The sequence below is a fragment of the Herbaspirillum sp. C9C3 genome, assembly GCF_013359625.1.
Lineage (GTDB): Bacteria > Pseudomonadota > Gammaproteobacteria > Burkholderiales > Burkholderiaceae_D > Herbaspirillum.
In genome coordinates this window covers 218,156-239,093 of the sequence record NZ_JABFMQ010000005.1, presented here as the reverse complement: position 1 = coordinate 239,093, position 20,938 = coordinate 218,156, and the positions used below count along the sequence as shown (strand labels likewise).

21 protein-coding genes are annotated in these 20,938 nt (G+C 63.0%); 8 read left to right on the top strand and 13 right to left on the bottom strand.

What is annotated here, in order from left to right:
• From HNO82_RS07670 to HNO82_RS07650, 5 genes are all read left to right on the top strand, one after another.
• Positions 1–900: a transglycosylase SLT domain-containing protein gene (locus HNO82_RS07670; protein WP_175343273.1), complete on the top strand. Its 900-nt coding sequence runs from the start codon at positions 1–3 to the stop codon at positions 898–900.
• A gap of 33 nt (positions 901–933) precedes the next feature.
• Positions 934–3,249 carry a DNA topoisomerase IV subunit A gene (gene parC / locus HNO82_RS07665; protein ID WP_175343272.1) on the top strand — a complete coding sequence of 772 codons (2,316 nt, stop codon included), beginning with the start codon at positions 934–936 and terminating at the stop codon, positions 3,247–3,249.
• A gap of 207 nt (positions 3,250–3,456) precedes the next feature.
• Positions 3,457–3,921: a PAAR domain-containing protein gene (locus tag HNO82_RS07660; protein ID WP_175343271.1), complete on the top strand. Its 465-nt coding sequence runs from the start codon at positions 3,457–3,459 to the stop codon at positions 3,919–3,921.
• On the top strand, positions 3,918–4,538 hold the full coding sequence (locus HNO82_RS07655; protein ID WP_175343270.1) for a T6SS effector amidase Tae4 family protein: 621 nt from the start codon (positions 3,918–3,920) through the stop codon (positions 4,536–4,538). The genes HNO82_RS07660 and HNO82_RS07655 overlap by 4 nt, the downstream gene beginning before the upstream one ends.
• Positions 4,535–5,116: a hypothetical protein gene (locus HNO82_RS07650; protein WP_175343269.1), complete on the top strand. Its 582-nt coding sequence runs from the start codon at positions 4,535–4,537 to the stop codon at positions 5,114–5,116. Before HNO82_RS07655 ends, HNO82_RS07650 begins: the two co-directional genes overlap by 4 nt.
• Positions 5,117–5,330: 214 nt before the next feature.
• Here HNO82_RS07650 and HNO82_RS07645 read toward each other — a convergent pair whose 3' ends face one another.
• The 8 genes from HNO82_RS07645 to HNO82_RS07610 form a co-directional block, all read right to left on the bottom strand.
• The gene (locus HNO82_RS07645; protein ID WP_008327733.1) at positions 5,331–5,495 is read right to left on the bottom strand and encodes a hypothetical protein; all 165 of its coding nucleotides are present in this window, start codon (positions 5,493–5,495) and stop codon (positions 5,331–5,333) included.
• Positions 5,496–5,574: 79 nt separating this feature from the next.
• Entirely contained in the window at positions 5,575–6,711 is a 1,137-nt protein-coding gene (locus tag HNO82_RS07640; RefSeq protein WP_175343268.1) for an ABC transporter permease, read from the bottom strand.
• A gap of 1 nt (position 6,712) precedes the next feature.
• Entirely contained in the window at positions 6,713–9,472 is a 2,760-nt protein-coding gene (rbbA, locus tag HNO82_RS07635; RefSeq protein WP_175343267.1) for a ribosome-associated ATPase/putative transporter RbbA, read from the bottom strand.
• Positions 9,469–10,545 carry an HlyD family secretion protein gene (locus HNO82_RS07630; RefSeq protein WP_175343266.1) on the bottom strand — a complete coding sequence of 359 codons (1,077 nt, stop codon included), beginning with the start codon at positions 10,543–10,545 and terminating at the stop codon, positions 9,469–9,471. The genes rbbA and HNO82_RS07630 overlap by 4 nt, the downstream gene beginning before the upstream one ends.
• Complete coding sequence (locus tag HNO82_RS07625; protein WP_175343265.1) at positions 10,542–11,984, bottom strand: efflux transporter outer membrane subunit; 1,443 nt, start codon at positions 11,982–11,984, stop codon at positions 10,542–10,544. The genes HNO82_RS07630 and HNO82_RS07625 overlap by 4 nt, the downstream gene beginning before the upstream one ends.
• Before the next feature lie 245 nt (positions 11,985–12,229).
• Complete coding sequence (locus tag HNO82_RS07620; RefSeq protein WP_175343264.1) at positions 12,230–12,598, bottom strand: Hpt domain-containing protein; 369 nt, start codon at positions 12,596–12,598, stop codon at positions 12,230–12,232.
• 255 nt (positions 12,599–12,853) lie between these two features.
• Positions 12,854–13,309, bottom strand: coding sequence for an Hsp20 family protein (locus tag HNO82_RS07615; protein WP_175343263.1), 456 nt, complete (start codon positions 13,307–13,309; stop codon positions 12,854–12,856).
• Between the two features lie 313 nt (positions 13,310–13,622).
• On the bottom strand, positions 13,623–14,468 hold the full coding sequence (locus HNO82_RS07610; RefSeq protein ID WP_175343262.1) for a LysR family transcriptional regulator: 846 nt from the start codon (positions 14,466–14,468) through the stop codon (positions 13,623–13,625).
• 153 nt (positions 14,469–14,621) lie between these two features.
• Between HNO82_RS07610 and HNO82_RS07605 the strand changes: the two genes are divergently transcribed.
• From HNO82_RS07605 to HNO82_RS07595, 3 genes are all read left to right on the top strand, one after another.
• The gene (locus HNO82_RS07605) at positions 14,622–15,005 is read left to right on the top strand and encodes a tautomerase family protein (RefSeq protein ID WP_175343261.1); all 384 of its coding nucleotides are present in this window, start codon (positions 14,622–14,624) and stop codon (positions 15,003–15,005) included.
• A gap of 332 nt (positions 15,006–15,337) precedes the next feature.
• The gene (locus HNO82_RS07600; RefSeq protein WP_175343260.1) at positions 15,338–15,658 is read left to right on the top strand and encodes a type II toxin-antitoxin system TacA family antitoxin; all 321 of its coding nucleotides are present in this window, start codon (positions 15,338–15,340) and stop codon (positions 15,656–15,658) included.
• On the top strand, positions 15,609–16,106 hold the full coding sequence (locus HNO82_RS07595) for a GNAT family N-acetyltransferase (protein ID WP_175343259.1): 498 nt from the start codon (positions 15,609–15,611) through the stop codon (positions 16,104–16,106). Before HNO82_RS07600 ends, HNO82_RS07595 begins: the two co-directional genes overlap by 50 nt.
• Before the next feature lie 95 nt (positions 16,107–16,201).
• Here HNO82_RS07595 and HNO82_RS07590 read toward each other — a convergent pair whose 3' ends face one another.
• From HNO82_RS07590 to HNO82_RS07570, 5 genes are all read right to left on the bottom strand, one after another.
• The gene (locus HNO82_RS07590; RefSeq protein WP_008327713.1) at positions 16,202–17,398 is read right to left on the bottom strand and encodes an aminotransferase-like domain-containing protein; all 1,197 of its coding nucleotides are present in this window, start codon (positions 17,396–17,398) and stop codon (positions 16,202–16,204) included.
• Positions 17,399–17,488: 90 nt separating this feature from the next.
• The gene (locus HNO82_RS07585) at positions 17,489–17,947 is read right to left on the bottom strand and encodes a RidA family protein (RefSeq protein WP_008327712.1); all 459 of its coding nucleotides are present in this window, start codon (positions 17,945–17,947) and stop codon (positions 17,489–17,491) included.
• 168 nt (positions 17,948–18,115) lie between these two features.
• Complete coding sequence (locus HNO82_RS07580) at positions 18,116–19,036, bottom strand: DMT family transporter (RefSeq protein WP_008327711.1); 921 nt, start codon at positions 19,034–19,036, stop codon at positions 18,116–18,118.
• 58 nt (positions 19,037–19,094) lie between these two features.
• Positions 19,095–19,694, bottom strand: a complete 600-nt coding sequence (locus HNO82_RS07575) for a LysE family translocator (protein ID WP_175343258.1) — start codon at positions 19,692–19,694, stop codon at positions 19,095–19,097.
• Positions 19,691–20,776: a threonine dehydratase gene (locus HNO82_RS07570; RefSeq protein ID WP_175343257.1), complete on the bottom strand. Its 1,086-nt coding sequence runs from the start codon at positions 20,774–20,776 to the stop codon at positions 19,691–19,693. The genes HNO82_RS07575 and HNO82_RS07570 overlap by 4 nt, the downstream gene beginning before the upstream one ends.
• Positions 20,777–20,938: the final 162 nt, after the last annotated feature.

The window sequence follows — 20,938 nt, the reverse complement described above, 5'->3', positions numbered from 1 at the left end:
ATGCCCCGCGCCGCGTTCCTGTCCACCAGCGTGTTCGCCACCGCCCTTCTCGGCGGGGTGACACTGCTGTGTACTGGACCGGTACAGTCGCAGCAAGTGGTCCGGTACACCGATGCCGATGGTGTATCGCACATGCGGGTGGAAGCAACGGACACCGGCAAGGATGGCAGCAGCAAGGACAGCGGCAGCAAGAAGCCCAGGACCATTGTGTACCGGTACACCGACGCCGATGGTGCGGTCCACTTTTATGCCCAGGCGCTGGACGATCCGGACAAGCTCATGGCCAGCAGCGCCTCACTGTTGAACCATCCTGGCAGCAAGGAAGCGGTCACCCCCGCCGATCCGCCCTTCGTACGTACCATGCTGGCCCATCGCGATGCGCGCAAGTACGATGGCCTGCTCACCGATGCGGCCAGGGAATTCGGTCTGGATGCCGCGCTGCTCAAGGCGGTGCTGACGGCTGAATCCGGCTTCAATGCCAAGGCGGTATCCAGCAAGGGCGCAGTCGGCCTGATGCAGATTCTGCCCGACACCGCCGAGCGCTACGGCCTGCAAGGCGACCGCCGCAAGACCCTGCACCAGAAGCTGACCGACCCGAAGATCAACATCCGCCTGGCCGCGCGCTACCTGCGCGATCTGTTGGCAATGTTCCCGCAGCATGTGGAACTGGCCATTGCGTCCTACAACGCCGGGGAAGGCACAGTGCAGAAATACGGCAACAAGATTCCGCCCTATCCCGAGACCCAGGGTTATGTGCGGCTGGTGTCGCGCTTCTATGAACTGTATCGCCCGGCCGGTGCGCTGCGCATTGCCGCCGGTGAGCGCGGCCATGCCGACGCCCCCGGCAATGCGCGCCTGAAGGTGACACTGCCGCCGCGCGAGCCGACCCTCAACGATTAACCCTGTCATCACGAACACAACAAGACAAGCTCCATGACCGATCAACCGACCCTGTTTGACCAAGCTCCGACTGCGCCCGATGGCCAATCGCTGACGCTGTCCACCTTCGCCGAACGCGCCTATCTCGATTACGCGATCTCGGTGGTCAAGGGCCGCGCCCTGCCCGACGTGGCCGATGGCCAGAAGCCGGTGCAGCGCCGCATCCTCTACGCGATGAATGAACTGTCGCTGAACTCGGCGGCCAAGCCGCGCAAGTCCGCCGCCGTGGTCGGCGATGTGCTGGGCAAGCTGCACCCGCACGGCGACCAATCGGTGTATGACGCGCTGGTGCGCATGGCGCAGGATTTCTCGCTGCGCTATCCCTTGATCGACGGCCACGGCAACTTCGGTTCGCGCGATGGCGATGGTGCTGCGGCGATGCGCTACACCGAAGCGCGCCTGACACCGATCAGCAAGTTGCTGCTCGATGAAATCGACATGGGCACGGTGGAGTTCCAGCCCAACTACGACGGTTCCACCGAAGAACCGCGCCTCTTGCCGGCGCGCCTGCCCTTCCTGCTCTTGAACGGCGCCTCCGGCATTGCGGTGGGCATGGCCACCGAGATTCCTTCGCACAATCTCATCGAAGTGGCCAGGGCGGCCGTGGCAATGATCCGCAATCCCAAGATCACGCATGCCGAGCTGATGGAACTGATCCCCGGCCCGGACTTCCCCGGTGGCGGCCAGATCATCACCCCGACGTCGACCATCGCCGAGATGTACCAGAGCGGCCGTGGCAGCCTGAAGGTGCGTGCGCGCTGGAAGATCGAAGACCTGGCGCGCGGCCAGTGGCAGGCGGTCATTACCGAACTGCCGCCGGGCGTGTCCTCGCAGCGCGTGCTGGAAGAAATCGAAGAACTGACCAACCCCAAGCTCAAACTCGGCAAGAAGTCGCTCACGCCCGAACAGCAAAACCAGAAGGCCACCATCCTCGGCCTGCTCGACGCCGTGCGTGACGAGTCCGGCCGCGAAGCGCCGGTGCGCCTGGTGTTTGAGCCCAAGTCCAAGAACCAGGACCAGACCGAGTTCATGAACACGCTCTTGGCACAGACCTCACTGGAGACCAGCGCCTCGCTGAACCTGGTGATGATTGGCGGCGATGGTCGTCCACGCCAGAAGAGCCTGAACGACATCCTGACCGAGTGGATCAGTTTCCGCTTCGAGACGGTGACCCGCCGCACGCAGTTCCGCATGCAGAAGGTCAACGACCGCATCCACATCCTCGAAGGCCGGGAAGCGGTGCTGTTGAACATCGACAAGGTCATCCGGATCATCCGCGAATCGGACGAACCGAAGCCGGCCCTGATGGATGCCTTCAAACTCTCCGACCGTCAGGCCGAAGACATCCTGGAAATCCGCCTGCGCCAGCTGGCGCGACTGGAAGCCATCAAGATCCAGCAGGAACTGACCGAGCTGCGCAGCGAGAAGACCACGCTGCAGGATCTGCTGGACAATCCTTCCTCGATGAAGCGTCTGGTCATCAAGGAAATCGAAGGCGACGCCAAGACCTATGGCGACGCCCGCCGCACCATCATCAAGGAAGCCGAGCGCGCCACCTTCGAGCAGAAGGTGATCGATGAACCGGTGACGGTGATCATTTCGCAGAAGGGCTGGGTGCGTGCGCGCACCGGCCATGGCCACGATGCGACGCAGTTCACCTTCAAGGCCGGCGACAGCCTGTATGGCGCCTTCGAGTGCCGCACCGTGGACAACCTGCTGGCCTTTGGCTCCAATGGCCGGGTCTACACGATTGCAGTCAATGCGCTGCCCAATGCGCGTGGTGATGGTGTGCCTGTGACGACCCTCATCGAGCTGGCCAGCGGCAGCAGCATCCAGCATTATTTTGCTGGTCCGGCTGATACCACGCTGTTGCTGGCGTCTGACGCGGCGGCTGGTTTCATCGCCAAGGCGTCCGACATGTTTGGCCGGGTCAAGGGTGGCAAGAGCTTCTTCACGCTGGACGAAGGCGCCCTGCCGCTGGCACCCAGCGTGGTGGCCGCTGACGCCAGCGCCGTGGCCTGCGTCTCGGCCAATGGCCGCTTGCTGGTGTTTGGCCTGGACGAGATGAAGACGCTGTCTTCCGGTGGCCGTGGCGTGAACCTGATGGAGCTGGAAAAGAACGAGAAGCTGGTCGCCGCCCAGGCCATCAGCCAGAAGGGTGTGGTGGTCCATGGTACCGGCAACATGAGCAAGCCCAAGGAGATTGCCTTGAGCGGCGAGAAGCTGCTGGCGCACGTGGGCAAGCGTGCCCGCAAGGGACGTGTGCTGGAGTCGCGGATCAAGGCGGTGGGGTTGCGTTCGCAGGGTTGATGTCCGGTTTCTTTTTGCGGTGAAGTCGCCCCCTGCGCAGTTTGGCAGGGGGCGATTTTTTTGATGGCTTGCATAACTGATTGCTTCGCGGGCAAGGGGCGTTCGAAGCATTTCGAATGCGGGTTGGAGTTTTGGGTGTTGGCGTGGAAGAGCCATCGCCCGCTGGGGAGAATGCGCGCTCATTGTTGAAAGCGAGGAGCGTGCAAGATGAAAATCATCGGATGGATTCGTGAAGGCGACCGGGCCGCTTGCGGCGCAGCGGTTATCGAGGGCGACCCGACCTGTCGCAGTCATGGACGCGCTTATGCGTTCGTCGGTGCGCGAATGGCTTGCCCCAAGAATTGCGTCATTGCGCAAGGGTTCGTGCGCTCGACGCTGACCAATGGACGTGCGCAGGTTATTCATGGCATGAAAACCAGTGGCGGCTGCCCCTGCCTGTCCACGCTAAACGACATTGATGGTGTAGGGAATAGCGGTGACGAACAGATCCACCTCACAACTCCACAGATTGAAGGAGTCCCGTACTACGCCGAAACAGCAGATGGATGCAGATTTTCCGGCCGCATTGAAGTTGAAGGACTGCTACCTCGGATCGCTACTGATGACGAAGATGAATACGCAGTTTATTGGGCGGATGAAGCCCTCGCCAAGATGCAAAAGGCCGCATCATGACGACCAAAAAGCTGATGCAGCAGGCCAGGGTGCGCACAAACACGATCAAGGACTCGGTGTGCCGGATTGAGGTCCCTTCCGTAAGCTTCTCCGATCTGTGGAACGCCTACCCCGGAGGCAATCCCTGCGATGGAAAAGACAAGAACGGAGAGCCAACCTTTAGCGATCAGTGTGCTATCCGGGTTGGCGTCGCGTTAAAGAACGCCGGAGTGACCTTCAAATCCTACCCAAGTAAAGGAAAGTGCTGGTTCAAAGGGCATACTGATCACGTCTTGAGGGCCAAGGAGCTTGCCGAATGGCTCAAGCTTCAACCCTTTGTAGGCTGCACAAAGCCCATCGACATAAAAGGCACTGGTTGGCAAGGCCGAATCAAGGGCAAAACGGGGATCGTCTATTTCGCAGATTACTGGCGCCGAACAAATAGCAATGGTGCTGCAGAACGTCAACCCACTGGCGATCATATTGATCTCTGGAATGGCAGCAGGTTGACGACAGGTAGCGGTAGCTTGCGAGCAAGACTTACGACATTCAGCAGATTTACGCTAGGTTTCGATAACGGCCTCATCTATTCGGATCTCGGCCAGGCGACCCAGATTCTCTTTTGGGAGATCAAATGAAAGGCTGCTTTGCACTGCCATTGCTAAGCATATGGGGCCTTGCGTGCGGCAGCGTCGTGGGAACCCTCAGCGCCGCGTTCGTCGCCAATTGTGGAGAAAGCTGTCCCGATGATCCTCTTCTGTGGGCGCTGGGATGCTTTCTCGCTTTTCCCGCTATCGCCCACATTATCCGCAGCAAGACGCGGCACACGTTAGCCAATACAGCGTTGATCGCCATGGGCCTTGCAGCAATCGTTCTGTTGCCGGCCCTCTCGATCTACGGCTACAAGCTTCACAAGGGATATTGGAAACTGTACGCGAAGCAGGTGCATCCAGATATCGAATACAGCCTCATGGTAATTTCTGAAGTGCCGCTCCCCTCTCTTGGCATCGCTGAGGCTGAACGGTGCGTCATCAGTAACGACCTGCGTTGCGGCGAGAACCCGGAAGTGATTCCAGCCCTTTGCCAAAGCGGATTCGTGTCACTACCACGAAAGCATTGGCCCTCTTTCAAGCGACTGCCGAAAGAAGATCTGCAAGGTCTCGTACCTGACGATGATGGCCAAAAATATTTTTTAAATGATTTATGCCGACAATAACAGGCATCAGTGACTCAAACATGAATAACATCACGGCTGCGGTTTCTCATCATGAGCCTGAAATCACCGAACTGCGCGCTGATCCTGCGTTGGCAGCCGAATACCTGAAAGCGGCTGCAGAATTGCTCGACAAGCCGGATGACCGCCCTGCCGCATTGCCGACATTGCGCGCAGTGTGCGAAGCGTATGGTGGCACTGGCGTCCGAAGCCGCCCTCACCCAATCGCCACCGACACCCGATACACCAACACCCCCAGCAATCCAAACGCCCCCGCCAGCATGCAGTACGGCCCCCACGCGCGGGCGCGCATGCCATAGCCGATCAGGAGCAGCGCAATGCTGATGACGGGTATCCAGGTGGATGGGCTGTTGAAATCCATGATGCTTGCTCCTTGTCGATGACGTCGCTAATCAACCATCTCCGTACACGGGCGCTGCCACTGCACGCCCGCTTCTCCATCACGCCATCTGGCTGATGGTCTTCCTGAACCGGCCCAGTGCAGCTACAAACAGGACCAGGCCAATTGCCAGGATAGCCAGTAGCTGCGGCCAGATCACTTCCAGGCCAGCGCCCCGGTACAGTATGGCTTGCCCCGCCGCTACAAAATGCGTCGTCGGGGCGGCCAGCATGATGTCCTGTACCGGTACAGGCATGCTCTCGCGCGGCGTGGAGCCGCCCGACAGCAATTGCAGCGGCAGCAGCACCAGTACAGTCAACATCCCGAACTGCGGCATCGAGCGCGCCAGCGTGGCCATGAAGATGCCCATCGAGGTGGTGGCAAACAGATGCAGCACCGTCACCAGCATGAACAACGCCAGCGAACCTTCAATCGGTACCTGCAACGCCATGCGTACGATCAGCAGCAGCGAAGTCAGCGCCGCCAGGGCCACGACCGAGCCCATCGCCCACACCTTGGCCAGCATGATCTCGGCCGGGCTCACCGGCATGACCAGCAGGTGTTCGATGGTGCCGTGCTCGCGCTCGCGGATGAGCGCAGCACCGGTCAGGATGATGGAGAGCATGGTGACGTTGTTGATGATCTCCATGAGCGAACCAAACCAGGATTGCTCCAGGTTGGGATTGAAGCGCATGCGCAAGGCCAGCCCGACCGGCGTCTCGCTGGCGGCCTCGCTACGGCGCACGAATTGCGTCACCTCGCTGGTCACCATCTGCTGGATGTAGCTGTTGCCGGTGAAGGCCTGGCTCATGCGCGTGGCATCCACGTTCAACTGCACCGCCGGGGCGCGCCCGGCCAGCACATCGCGCTGAAAGTCAGCCGGGATGTCCAATACGAAGGTGTAGTCGCCCGCATCCAGCCCGGCATCGGCCTGGCGCGCCGTCACCAGCCGTGCCACCTTGAAATGCGGCGGATAAAACAATGACGCAATGCGCGCCGACAGCGGCGAACCATCATTGTCGACGATGGCGATGGCCGCGTTGTGCAGACTCTCCGGCATGGCCGTGGCGGCCACATAGATCGAGAGCGTGAAGGTGTAGGCGATCAACACCAGCATGGCCGGATCGCGCAGCAGGCTCCACAGCTCCTTGATGCCTAGGCGAAAAATATTGGACAGGCTGGCCGGCGCGCGTCGCATCTCATTGCTCCTGCTTCTTCAACAGCAGCACCGACAAACCCAGGATCACGGGCGCGGCCACCACCAGCGGCCAGAACGAGGCGTTCAGGTCGCCCAGGCCGAGCGCCTTGCTGAACACGCCTCGGCTGATGGTGAGCAAATGCGTGGCCGGATAGACCTGCCCGATCAGGGCGCCCATGCCTTCGAGCGAGGAAACCGGATTCAACAGGCCGGCAAACTGTACGCAGGGAATGATGGTGCCGATCATGGTCACGAACACGGCCGCAATCTGGCTGCGGGTGAAGGTCGAGGCCAACAGCCCAAAACCGGTGGAGCAGATCACGAAGACCAGCGCCGCCAGCGTCAGCGTGAAGAGACTGCCCTTGACCGGCACCCCGAACACGGTCACCGCCAGCAACGTCAGCATGGCGAAATTGAGCATGCCCAGGACCAGATAGGGCAACTGCTTGCCGAGCAGGAATTCGATGCGCGTGACCGGCGTGACGTAGAGATTGAGGATAGAACCCAGCTCCTTCTCGCGCACCACCGACAGCGCCGTCAGCATGGCCGGGATCATCATCAGCAGCAGCGGGATGATGGCCGGCACCATGGCCGGCAGGCTCTTCACATCCGGGTTGTAGCGATAGCGCGTCTCGATGGCGGCGGCCTGCGCCAGTGGCTGGCCCAGGCGGTGTGTGGCCATGTCGGCCAGCCACAGTTGATGGATGCCCTGCACGTAGCCGCGCACGGTCTCGGCACGGGTGGGCATGGCGCCGTCTACCCAGGCCCCGATTTCCACCGGCTTGCCACGGGCAATGTCGCGGGCAAAGCCTGAGGGGATCTCGATGGCCAGCGAAATCTCGCCGCTGCGCATGCGGCGGTCCAGGTCCGGGTAATCGCTGATGGGCGGCCGTTCGATGAAGTAGCGCGACCCCGAGAGATTGAGCGCATAGTTCTGGCTCAGGCCGGTCTGGTCGCGGTCGAGCACGGCGTAGCTGAGGTTTTCCACATCGAGGTTGATGCCATAGCCGATGATGAACATCAGGATCACCGACCCCAGCAAGGCCAGCGTGGCACGCACCGGGTCACGCCGCAGTTCCAGGCTCTCGCGCTGGCTGTAGCTCAGCGCCCGGCCCAGGCGGGTACGCAGGCTTGCGCGGCGCAAGGCGGGCTGCATGGAGGGGCGGTTTGAGGCCGATGTGAACTTTGCTTCAGGTACCGACGTCGCCGCGCCCTTCCCCGCCGCCTCTTCCAGATAGGCGATGAAGGCTTGTTCCAGATTGGCAGCACCGCGCTGGCGGATCAGTTCGTCGGGGGTGGCGCTGACCAGCACGCGGCCGGCGTGCATGAGCGAGATGCGATCGCAGCGCTGGGCCTCGTTCATGAAATGGGTGGAAATGAAAATGGTCACCTGGTCGCGGCGTGCCAGATCGATCATCAGCTGCCAGAACAGGTCGCGCGCAATCGGGTCCACGCCCGAGGTGGGCTCATCCAGGATCAGCAGTTCCGGCTTGTGCACCATCGCCACGGCCAGCGACAGGCGCTGGCGAATACCCAGGGGCAGGCTCTCGGGCAGGCTGTCCATCACCTCCAGCAGGCCGAAGCGCTGCGCCATCTCCTCGGTACGCGCATCGATCTGCTCGGGTGGTACGCGGTACAGGCGCGCATGCAGGATCAGGTTCTGGCGCACGCTCAGTTCGCCATACAGCGAAAAGGCCTGCGACATGTAGCCTACGCGCGCACGCGTGGCCATGTCGCGCGGATCGACGGCCTGGCCGAACAGCCAGGCCTGGCCTTCGCTGGCGGGCAGGAGGCCGGTCAGCATCTTCATGGTGGTGGACTTGCCGCAACCGTTGGAGCCGAGAAAGCCGAAGATCTCGCCGCGCCGGATGCGAAAGTCCACATGATCCACCGCCATGAAGTCGCCAAAGCGCATGGTCAGGCCGCGCGCTTGGATGGCGATGTCGGCCTCGCGTGCCGGGTCCGGCGGTGTCACCTGCACCGGCTGATGGCCGCGCCGCTGGTCGGGCGGCAGCAAGGCGATGAAGGCCTCTTCCAGCGCGGCGGTGCCGGTGCGGGCGTGCAGTTCAGCGGGGGTGCCGGTGGCCAGCACCTGGCCAGCGTTCATGGCGACCAGGAAATCGAAGCGGTCAGCCTCCTCCATGTAGGCGGTGGCGACGATGACGCTCATGCCGGGACGTTGCTGGCGGATATGTCCGATCAGGGACCAGAACTGCGCGCGCGAAAGCGGATCGACGCCGGTAGTGGGCTCGTCCAGGATCAGCAGATCGGGATCATGGATCAGCGCGCAGCACAGTCCCAGCTTCTGCTTCATGCCGCCGGAGAGCTTGCCCGCTGGCCGTGCCAGGAAAGGCGCCAGGCCGGTGCCGGTAGTGAGCGTATCGATGCGGCTGCGGCGCTCCTGTGCGGACTGGCCGAACAGGCGTCCGAAGAATTGCAGGTTTTCTTCGACGGAAAGCGTGGGATAGAGATTCTTGCCCAGCCCTTGCGGCATGTAGGCGATGCGCGGACAGACCTGCTCACGATGCGCGGCGCGGCGCATGTCGCCGCCCAGCACCTCCACCTCGCCCTGTTGCAAGGCGCGCGCACCGGCCACCAGTGACAGGAGGCTGGATTTGCCCACGCCATCGGGCCCGATCAGGCCGACCATGCAGCCAGCCGGAATCTCCAGCGATACCGCCTGCAAGGCCGGCTTGCTGCCATAGTGCAGCGACACGCCCGACAGGCGCGCCACCGGGCCCTGGCCGCGCGACTCCTTCATCGCGGGACCTGCACCGCCAGCGTGGCCGGCCAGTCGCGCGCCTCATCGGTACGCACCCAGGCCACGCCTGGCAAACCGGTCTTGACCAGCGTCAGGTGCTGGCGCAGCAGCGCCGGATCGATCTGCGCCTTGACGCGAAACATCAGCTTCTGCCGCTCGCTGGCCGTTTCCACCGTCTTGGGGGTGAACTGGGCGGTGCTGGCGACAAAGGAAATCCGGGCCGGGATCACATACTGCGGCGCTGCATCGAGCAAGATGCGGGCCTCGCCGCCCAGCGCCAGCCGGCCGGCCACCGCCTCTGGCACGAAGAAGGTCATGTAGACGTCGCTCAGGTCCACCAGGTTGAGCAGCTTGCCGCCACTGCCCAGCACTTCGCCGGGCTGGGCGATGCGATATTGCACACGGCCGGCGCGCGGCGCGGTGAGCGTGCTGTCATCGATGTCGACCTTGATGCGCTGAACCGTGGCCACGGCCGCAGTCACCGTGGCGCGCGCACCGCTGACCTGGGTGCGGGCGGCGGCCACGGCAGCCCGGGCGGCGGTCACCTGAGCACGGGCGGCGGTCACGGCGGCCTGCATGCCCACCACGCGGGCGCGGTCATCGTCCACTTCCTGCAAGGACGATGCGCCCTCCTTGACCAGCACCTCGGAGCGCGCCAGCCGACGCCGGGCTGCATCGAGCTCGCTCTCGCGCTGGGCGAGCTGGGCCAGTGCGGCCTGGTGGTCGCTCTCGCGCACGGCCACCTGGGCTTCGGCACTGGCCACGGCCTCAACCGATTGCTGCTGACGCGCCTGGGCTTCGTCGCGCTGGGCTTGCAGCGACAGCACCTGCATGCGCGCCAGCGGCTGGCCGGCACTGACGAAATCGCCCTCATTGACGAGCATGGCATCGACCCGTCCAGCCAGCTTGGTGGCCACGTCCACCTCGGTGGCTTCGATACGGCCATTGCCGCTGGCAAAGCCCTCGCCCGGGCCGCTCTGATGCAGACGCAGCCAGGCATAGGCGGCACCGCCTGCAAGGATGACGGCCAGGGCAGCGGCCAGCAGGGGTTTCTTGGCGTGAGGGAGCGTCATGGTCGAGGTCCGGAAGAAAGGGGGAAAGCCGTGGGCGCATTGCTGTCGCCGCCCAGCGCCGCATACAGCGCCACGGCCGAGGACAGCAGTGCGCGCCGGATCTGCACCCGTTGCTGGCGCGCGCTCAGCAGCTCACGCTGGGCGTCCAGCACGTCGAGGAAAGGTGCGGCGCCGTTGTCATAGCGCAGCGTGGACAGGCGCGCGCGCTCGGCCTGGACCCGCTCGGCCGTCTCGGCGATGGCCAGCTGGCGGGCCAGCCACTGGCGCGCGGCCAGGGCATCGGCGACGTCCCGGAAGGCGGCTTGCACGGTCTTCTCGTAATTGGCCACGGCCAGATCGCGGCGTACTTCGGTCAGGTCCAGGTTGTTGCGCAAGCGGCCTGCCGTGAAGATCGGCACCGAGATGCCGGGCGAGAAGCTCCAGGCATGGCTGCCATCGCGGAACAGCCCGCTCAGTTCGGCACTGGCCGTGCCGAGCGTGCCGGTCAGCGAGATGCTGGGGAAGAAGGCGGCACGTGCGGCGCCGATATTGGCGTTGGCGGCCTGCAGGCGATGCTCGGCGGCGGCCACATCCGGGCGCCGCGTGAGCAATAGCGACGGCGTGCCCGGTGCCATCTCGGGGAAAACGGTCTCCAGCGCAGCGCGCGCCTGGCCGACTGGCAGATCCACCGGAGCACCGACCAGCAGCGTCAGGGCATTCAGGCGCTGCGCGCGCTGCTGTTCCAGCTGTGCGCCCAACGCCTGGGCCTGGGTCAGCAGGGTTTCGATCTGGGTCAGGTTCAGGCGCGAGGTGGCACCGACCTCGACCCGGCGCGCAAAGATGCGATAGCTCTCCTGGCGGCTGGCGATGGTGTCGCGGGCGATGGCCAGGCGCTCGTCGATCTCGGCCAGTTCCAGCCAGGCGTCGGCCACCTGCGCCACCAGGCTCAGCGCGGCGGCGCGGCGCGTAGCTTCGCTGGCCAGGGCGTTTTGCAGGGCAGCGTCATTGAGGCTGCGCAGGCGACCCCACAGGTCCAGCTCCCAGGTGCTCAAGCCCAGCCCGGCCTGATAGGCGCTGCCAACCAGCGGACGGCCGGTCAGGTTCAGATCAGCCGGGGTGCGCGAGCGATCCAGTCCCGCTTGCGCGCCGATGGCCGGAAACAGGTCGGCGCGCTGGATGCCGTAGAGCGCCCTCGCCTCTTCTACCCGCAATGCCGCCACGCGCAGGTCGCGGTTGTTGACCAGGGCCTGCGCAATGAGCGCTTGCAGTTGCCGGTCGCGGAAGAAATCCTCCCAGCGCAGCGCCACCGTCAGTGCGTCCGTGGCGTCTTCCTGCCGGGGATAGTGCGCGGCCATGGGCGCTGCGGGACGCTGGTAGTGCGGTGCCATCGACTGACAGGCGGCCAGCAGGAGCGGCAAGACGGCCAGCAAGGGACGGATTCGCAGGGAGGGCTCGCACATCGTGATTCTCGACATCGGCAGGAAATGTGGCGACAAGATGCTGCATCCGAAGCTTTGTTTAAAGCTTCGTCTTTCGTGTCCACATTATGAAGAGACCTGCTGAAAAGCCGATTGATGTACGTCAGGTTACTGACTGATGAGTCGGTAATTCATGAAGGAATTGACGGAGCACTCCCGGCCCTGCGCGCCTTGCGGGGGGATGCCCGACCGGTGCGGGAGGAGGCGTGTGCAATGCGGCCTTGGCCTTACTGGGCCACGCCGATCTGGTCGACGTAGTGACGCACTTCGGCGGCGACGGCAGCGAACAGGCTCTGCAATTCGGACAGGCGCGGCTGGGCGCTTTGCGGCGGTTCGGCGCGGGACTGGCTTTCCACGCTCTTGAGCAGGTCGGTCAGAACGCCCGCGCCGACCAGGGCGGTCATGCTCTTGAGGCTGTGCGCCTCGCGTTTGACCTGGGGTGCATCATCGGCGCGGATGGCCTGTTCGAGCCGGGCAAAAGTGGCGGGGGCGCTCTGGGCGAAGGTACCGAACATGTGGCGGCAGGCGGCGACATCCCCACCCATGGCATCGAGCAGAGGTTCGGGATTGATATGCTGGTATCGGTGGTCGTTCACGCGTTTCTCCCTGTGGCCGACGCAATATACGCAAGATATTGCTCCTGTGCCAATCTCTTTTGAGCAGTTGGTCCGGCCTTGGAGCACGTGCCGGGTCGTGAGCGGTGAAGTTGAAGTGCAAGCTGTAACGTAACCAAGCCGCCAGGTGGCGTCAATCACAAGCGTCGTGAAGCATGCAAAAAACCGCCCGGTGAGACGGGCGGTGCAGACCAGGGCGATCCTGCGCGAGGATCGCCGTTGGGCGGGGGGCTGCGATCAGGCGGCGCGTTCCAGGCGCTGGATGTTGCCGTCTTCGGCGGCGCCGATCTCGATCTTGCGCGGCTTGAGCGCTTCGGGAATTTCACGGACCAGCTCGATATTGAGCAAGCCGTTTTCCAGGTTGGCGCCGACCACCTTGATGTGATTGGCCAGCTGGAAGCGCTGTTCGAAGTCACGGGCAGCGATGCCGCGGTGCAGGAAGTTGACCTGCTTGTCTTCCTTCTGCTTGCGGCCGGTAATTTTGAGGGTTTCGTTTTCGGTCTCGATATCGATTTCGCTGCGGGCGAAACCGGCCACGGCCATGGTGATCCGGTATTTGTCCTCGGCCACCAGTTCGATGTTGTAGGGCGGATAGCTGGGCTGATCAGTGCGCTGGGCGTTGTCGAACATCTGGGCCAGGCGATCGAAGCCGATAGCGGTACGGTACAGGGGGGAGAGATCAAAAGTACGCATAAAAATATCCTTTCAGTTAAGCGATGTTTTCGTCGCAGACCTCAACATCGAGCATCTGCTGGTACCGATCTAGGGATGGGGATTTTGGTTTTCAAGGGATTTTTTCGAAAAAATGTGAGGATCACGTTGGCGATAGCGCGCGGGGTCTCGCCACGAAATTCTTCGAGGAAAGTCCAGTGATTCTGTGAGGACGGCATGTCCTTAGCGCCCCCCACCCTCTGCCAAGCCGTCAGCATGGGCGCTATGCGATGCGGTCGGTCACGTAACGATCGGCGTGGTTGCGCAAGCGACGGCAAAAAACGCGCCCAGTCGCTCAACCCGCCTTCAACGCCGCTACCAGCGTACGCAACGCCGCTTGCATACGCGCCTGCTTGACCCGGGAATGCAGGCGTACCTGCGCCAGCGGCAATGACGGCAGTCCCAGCCGCTGGCCAACCTCCACCGATCCAGGCGGTGCGCAGCGATGCAGCAGGGCCGAGACCGCCAATCCTGCACTGACCGCCGCCCCCACGGCCAGGATGCCGCCGCCGACGAACACTTCCACCCACGCAACACCGGCGGCGTCGAGCCTGCGCAAGGACAATTCGCGAATCCGGCAGGCCGAGGAAAAGGTCGCCACGCGCAGGGCTGCGCCCGACCAGCATTGCGCATCCGGATGGGCAAACCAGCCGATGCGTTCTTCCATCACTAATTTGCCGCCCCGATCCTGCGGTTCACGGCGCACGATGACGGCATCGAGCTCACCGCGTTCATAGGCCGGCATCAGCTCATGCGAGGAGCCCACGCGCACCTCCACCACCACGCCGGGATCAACCGCATGCAGCTGCGCCAGCGCACGCGGCAGGGCGGCACCGGCCACGTGGTCGCTGATGCCTACCGAAAAGCGTACCGGCCCCTGGTCCAGTTGCTCCAGCGCACGTTCATGTGCGGCCAGCAGGTTGCGCGCAGCCGGCAGGAACTGCTGGCCTTCGGTCGACAGCCGCACCTGACGCGGCGTGCGCTCCAGCAGGCGACGGCCCAGACGATGCTCCAGCTTCTTGAGTTTGAAACTGATGGCCGATTGCGTACTGTCCAGCGCTTCGGCCGCGCGCGTGAAGCTTTGCAGGTCGGCGGCCAGGACGAAGGCTTGAACGGTGTCCAGATCCAGCGGTTTTTCCATGACGTGTGGCCTCTTGTGGTCAGATATCCATGATGATGAATTTCAATCATTGAAATCATCCATCAGTGGTTTTTGAAATCATCGCACCAGCATAGCATGCAAGGCATGGAGACCCCCCGCTCCAGCTTTTCATCAACCTGCAAGGAGAACGTCATGCCCCTGGTCCGCATTTCCCTGTTGCGCGGCAAGTCCCGCGCCTATCGCAGCGCCATCGCCGACAATGTCTATGAGGCGCTGCGCGAGAGCTTCAATGTGCCGGAGGACGACCGCTTCATGGTCATCACCGAGCATGACCCGGAAGAGCTGGTCTTCAGCCGCAGTTACATGGGCATGGCCCGTACGGATGACTTCGTGCTGATCCAGCTTACAGTCAGCAATACGCGTACCCAGGCGCAGAAGAATGCACTCTATGCACGCATCGTTGAACGCCTCCAACAGAACCCCGGGATCGGTCCGGATGACGTGATGATCAGCCTGGTCGAGGGCGACAAGGGCAACTGGTCATTCGGGCGCGGGCTGGCGCAATACGTGATTTAAACCGGAGCGACAGCATGCGCCCTGCCCTGCATGCCGCGCGCTCAACTGCGAGGCCGGATTGCCGCAGGAGCAGTTCGTCACGCTCAAGCATGACGAGACGCTGAAGCAGGATCAGTAACGCTCGGCAGGCCGCCTCAAATGCTCCCAACCGTCACGGAAATAGTGGCGCCAAATTGACACCACAAAGGCGACAATTTGGCACCACATGCTATGATGTTGTTTACCGCCGTTTCAAGGGAACAAATTTGTTTCGAGAAAGTGGCGGCAATTTCCCACCCTGCACCGGCAGGGAATATGGCTCGGGATATTCTCCGCAAGAAAGCGAGATCACCATGACCGATATCGTTGAAAGGGGCCGGATCACGGCCCGGGTACCACTGGCCGTTGAAGAAAGGCTGAGGGAAGCTGCCGATCTGGTCGGAGCGACGATGAACCAGTTTCTGGTACAAGCTGCACTGGAAAAGGCCAATGAAATCATCGACCGCGAGCGCTTCATCGCAGTAACCCCGCGAGATGCTGACTTTTTGTTGAACCTGCTTGACGACCCATCGCCTGCCAATGCCAAGCTGATGCGCGCGCGCGAGCGTTATCATCGGGCCCGACATGAACGAGTACTTCGTAGCACCGCTGAACAAGACGCACCATCAGACTGAGCACTTCGATTGCGGCACCCCGGCGCTGAACCACTGGTTGCGCACGACGGCAGGCCAGCATCAGGACAAGGGGATTTCCCGCTCGTTCGTCCTCGCTTCCGAGCACGCACCTCATGTCGTCGACGGCTACTATGCACTGGCCATCCGCCAGATGGTCGCCACTGCTGCCCTGCCCGTCGCATTTTCAAAGCGCCTGCCCCGCGAAGTCCCTGCATTGACCTTGGCGCGATTGGCGATATGCCAGACTCTGAAGGGCCGAGGACTTGACGAGTTTCTCCTTTATGACGCGCTATGGCGCGCCAAGGAAGCGAGCAAGCAGGTCGGTGGAACGCTGCTCTTCGTGGACGCCAAGGATGGTAACGCCGCCAGTTTTTACGCTCAGTACGGATTCAGGCCCATGCCGGACGCTCCATTGACGCTGGCCGTCTCCTTGTCAAAAATTACTTGAGACGCCTGACCATCAGGATCTTCAAAAAAGAAAAAGGCGGGATCTGCTTTACAGATTCCACCCTCCTACTTCATGCGCGGGCCAGCGCGCGCTGATTACAGCTTGGACGCAATCAGCTTGCCCAGGCGCTCCACCCCGGCGCGGATCTGCTCCGGCGGCACGGTCACGAAGGACAGGCGCAGGGTGTTCTTCTGCGCCACGTTGGCGTAGAACGGTGCGCCCGGAACGAAGGCGACCTTCTCCTGTTCCACGGCTTCATTCAACAGCGCGCTGGCGTCCAGGTGCTCGGGCAGGGTCACCCAGATGAACATGCCGCCCTCCGGCTTGCTCCAGCTGCAGCTGGCCGGGAAGTACTGTTGCAGCGCGTCCAGCATGGCCTGGCACTGGTCGCCGTAGAGCTTGCGGATGGTCGGCACGTGCTGGTCCAGGAAGCCGTCCTTGATGGCTTCGTACACCACCATCTGGGTCAGCTGCGCAGTGTGCAGGTCGGTGGCCTGCTTGGCCTGCTCCATCTTCAGGATCAGCGGGCGCGGTGCGACCACGTAACCCAGGCGGATGCCGGGGGTCAGCACCTTGGAGAAGGAACCCATGTAGATCACGCCCGACGGATTCATCGACAGCATCTTGGGCAGCGGTGCATTCTGGTAGCTCAGGGCACCGTAGGGATCATCTTCGATCAGCGGCAGACCCAGGCGGGCACAGGTTTCCACCAGCTTGAAACGGCGCTCGGTGGGCAGGGTGCGACCGGTCGGGTTCTGGAAATTGGGCAGCGAATACAGCATGCGCGCACCAGCGGCGATGGCGTCGATGGTCTCGGGTTGCAGGCCGAACTCGTCACTCGGCACCGATTCGAACTTGGCACCGTACAGCGAGAAGGCTTGCAGCGCACCCAGATAGCTGGGGGTCTCGACCAGCACCTTGCTGCCTTCGTCGATCATCACCTTGCCCAGCAGGTCCAGGCCCTGCTGGGAACCGGAAACCATCAGCACCTGCTCGGCGGTGATCTGCGCGCCGTTGGTGGACAGCGACGCCGCGATCCATTCACGCAGCGGCAGGTAGCCATCGGTCGGGCCGTATTGCAGGGCCATCTTGCCCTGCTGGCTCAACACGCGGTCGAAGGCGGTCTTCATGTGCTCGACCGGGAAGGTCAGCGGCGAGGGCAGGCCACCGGCGAAGGAGGTGATGTCGGGACGCATCGTCACCTTCAGGATTTCACGGATGGCCGAGCTCTTCATGGCTTCGGCGCGCTGGGAGAACTGCCACTGCAGCGGTGCGGGATTTTCGAGTTTCATACGGGTCGTAGAGTCTGTGTCGGTGTGAGAGTGCTTCGGGCCGTGCGGCTTCTGCGGCCGCAACAGCCGGGCAGTGCATGGGATCGGCGATCAGGCGATCTCGGCGATCATTTCGATTTCCACGCAGGCGCCCATGGGCAGTTGCGCCACGCCAAAGGCGGAACGGGCATGCTTGCCGACTTCGCCAAAGACTTCACCGATCAGCTCGGAGGCGCCGTTGGTCACCAGATGATGTTCGGTGAATTCGCCGGTCGAATTGACCAGGCTCATCAGCTTGACGATGCGCTTGACGCGGGTCAGGTCGCCACCACAGGCGGCCTGCAGGGTGGCGATCAGGTCCACGGCCACGGCGCGCGCAGCCAGTTTGGCGTCATCGGTGCCGATGTCGCGTCCCAGCTGACCGACCCAGACCTTGCCATCCTTCTTGGCCAGGTGGCCGGAGAGGAAGACGGTATTGCCGGTTTGTGCATACATCACATAGGCTGCTGCCGGGGTGGCCACGGCGGGCAGTTCGATGTTCAGTGCTTTCAGCTTTTCATAGACGGACATGCGGTACTCCCAGTTGGACAGCGCCCGCTTGCGGCCAAAAGACAGTTGGCTCGCGCGTTGCGCGTTGACAAAATGTGAAAAAAACAAGTGCTCGATTATCTCAAAAAACGGCAGCTTTAGCCCGTACCGGCTGAACTATTTCGGCTCGCAAACCCGGTCAGCGCCGTGTCAGCGGCGCACCGCCATGCGACGGCCGATGGCCACCACCACGATCACGGCCAGGGCAAAGAGCATGTTGCTCGCATCCAGCGCCTCATGGGCGATCACCGCCGCGCCCAGCAGGCTCATGAAAGGTTGCAACAATTGCACCTGCCCGACACGGGCAATACCGCCCAGGGCCAGGCCCTTGTACCAGAAGAAGAAACCGATGAACATCGAGAACAGCGATACATAGGCAAAGGCCAGCCAGGCCGGTGCCGACGCCCTCACACCGTACTGCCAGCCCAGCCACACCGAGACCGGCAACATCACCGGCAGGGCCACCACCAGCGCCCAGGCGATCACGTTCTGTCCGCCCATGCTCTGAGCCAGGCGTCCGCCTTCGGCATATCCCATGGCGGCGGTCACCACGGCGGCGAACAGAGCGAAGTCGGCCAGATGGAAACTGCCGCCGCCCTCGCGCAAGGCAAACGCGATCACGATGCCGGAGCCCGCCAGCGCCGCCAGCCAGAAACCCTTCGAGGGCCGCTCGCCGAAGCGCAGCGCACCGAACAGGGCGGTCGCCAGCGGCAGCAGGCCCACCACCACGGCGCCATGGGCGGCCGGGACATAGCGCATGGCGATCGAGGAAAACAACGGAAAACCCACCACCACGCCCAGCGCCGTGATGATGAGACCGCGCAGTTGCTGGCGCGTCGGACGCGGGGCCTTGATCCAGGCCAGCAGCGCGAGCGCACAGACGCCGGCCACCACCGCGCGGCCAAAGGCGATGAAGGCCGGATTGAGCTCGGCCACGGCGACGCGGGTAAAGGGCAGCGTGAGGCTGAAGATGGCCACGCCGATCAGGCCCAGCCACATGCCGCGGCTTTCGTGACGGATGACGCCGGAAGTTCTTGCTGCGGGGTGGCGGGTCTTGCTGCTGGCTTGCATGAGGGTCCCCTGTCGTCAAAACGCGTTATTGCACCAAATTTTTCATTTGCTGATGCTGCTACAACCAGATCGCCAGCGCCGAATACAGTGTCAGCGAGACCATCATGCCCGCAAAAATCGCACGCCACCGGGGCTGTTCGAGATAGCGCCGCAAGACCGCACCGGCGCCGGCCCACACCGACACGCAAGGCAGGTTGACCGCGCAGAACACCGTACAGTAGATCAGGATGGCCAGCCAGCCGGCGCGTTCATGCAGTAACGGCATGAAGGCCGAGGCACCGGTAATGGCCATCACCCACCCCTTGGGATTGGCGAACTGGAACATCGCCGCCCCCAGGAACGACATCGGCTGCACCGCCCGCTCACCCGCACCGGCAATGCCCATGCGGCGCAACTGCCAGGCCAGATGAAGCAGATAGGCGCATCCCAGCGCCTTCAACAACAGCACCACTTGCGGCAGCGCCACCACCAGTTGACCTATACCGAATGCGCATACGGCCAGCAGCACGCCGAAGCCGAAGGTGATGCCCAGCATGTGCGGCAGGGATCGCCGGAAGCCGAACCAGATGCCCGAGGAGGTCAGCATGATGTTGTTCGGCCCCGGCGTGATGGAGGAGACGAAGGCAAACGACATCAGCGGCAACAAGGTTTCGATCATGCGTTTCTCCTGTGCGCAGCCTGCGCCAGCGACACCACCTGCGCCGGTGCCAGAAGCGCATCGGCCACAGCGCTCGGGCGTGCCAGCACACGGGCGAAGACGTCGTGATCGACGTTGCCGCCGGAGAGCGTGACACCGATCTTCTGGCCGCGCAGACGCGCGCGCAGTTGCAGGGCGGCGGCCAGCGCACAGGCACCCGCGCCTTCGGCCACGTTGTGGGTGGCGATGAAGGCCAGCTTCATGGCATCCATCACTTCGTCATCAGTGACGGCGACGACCTCGTCAACGTCGCGGAGCATCACGTCCAGCGAAGCCTGGTCCGGCACGCGACAGGCCACGCCATCGGCGATGCAGGTCGAGACCGGCGCTTCGATCTTGCGGCCCGCCTCGAAAGAGAGCTTGTAGGCCAGCGCATGGGCCGAGACCACGCCGATGATGCGCGTCTTCAAACCCAGCGCATTGCGGGCCGCAACCGCACCACACATACCGGAACCTTGCCCGATGGGCACCAGCACCACATCCAGCCCCGGATGGGCGGCGAAGAGCTCCATCCAGTAGGTCGACACGCCCGCCACCAGGTCACGGTGGAAGGAAGGGATCATGTGCAGTTGCTGCTCGCCGGCCAGACGCTGGGCATGTTCGCGACTGTCCTGGAATTCGCGGCCATGCTCGATCAGGTCCACGCCCAGGGCGCGCATGGCGGCATTCTTTTCGCGGCTGTTGCCTTCGGGGACCACGATGGTGGCGGGGATGCCAAAGCGCCGCGCCGACAAACCGACCGACTGGCCATGATTGCCGCGTGTAGCGGAAATGACGCCGGACAGTTGCGGCTGCTGCCGGGCCAGGTGATGCAGATAGACCATGCCACCGCGCACCTTGAAGGCACCGGTCGGAGCGTGGTTCTCATGCTTGACCCACACCTCGGCAGCCAGCGCCTGGTTCAGCAACGGCCAGCACAGTTGCGGGGTCGGAGCCATGCCGGCGTAGACGATGCCGGCCGCCTGTTCGATCTCTTCCAGGCCGGGCAGCAGTTCGCTGGCAGTCCGGGTGGCTTGGCTGGCTTGGATGGACAGGCTGGTCATGACGATGGTCTCCTCGAAAAGATGCGAAACAAGAGCACTGATCGCAGCCCGGTCCGGCGCATTCCCGCCAGGCCGCTTACTCTTGCATTGGCTGACATCCTAGCCGACAATACCAGTACAGTACCTGTACACTTTTCCAAATAGTTTCAAACATTGTCACGG